The following is a 209-nucleotide window of genomic DNA, read 5'->3' as shown; positions in this document are numbered from 1 at the left end:
AAGGCGTTCAGCATCATCTCGTGAGGTGGAAAGTGCTATATGGTCTTTGACTTGTTGAATTGAAACTCCATATAAGCGTGCGAATGTGAGGATGTTGGAGCGCTCTTCGTTCTGACGATGTAAAATATCTATTATGCGTTTATCGGTCAGGTTAGCAGGTCTGGAGTGGGATGATGAAGGGGGGAGGGTTTCGTCCGTCATGGCCGTTA

Annotated in this window: 1 pseudogene; it reads right to left on the bottom strand. The window is 46.9% G+C overall.

The features are described 5' to 3' along the window. A pseudogene (locus tag KB213_RS12705) lies at positions 1-209 on the bottom strand (ATP-binding protein); the annotation flags it as partial.

Source organism: Neokomagataea anthophila (genome assembly GCF_018122595.1).
Taxonomy (GTDB): Bacteria; Pseudomonadota; Alphaproteobacteria; order Acetobacterales; family Acetobacteraceae; genus Gluconobacter; species Gluconobacter anthophilus.
Note: the sequence above shows the minus strand (reverse complement) of the source record. Positions and strands in the feature narration are given on the sequence as shown.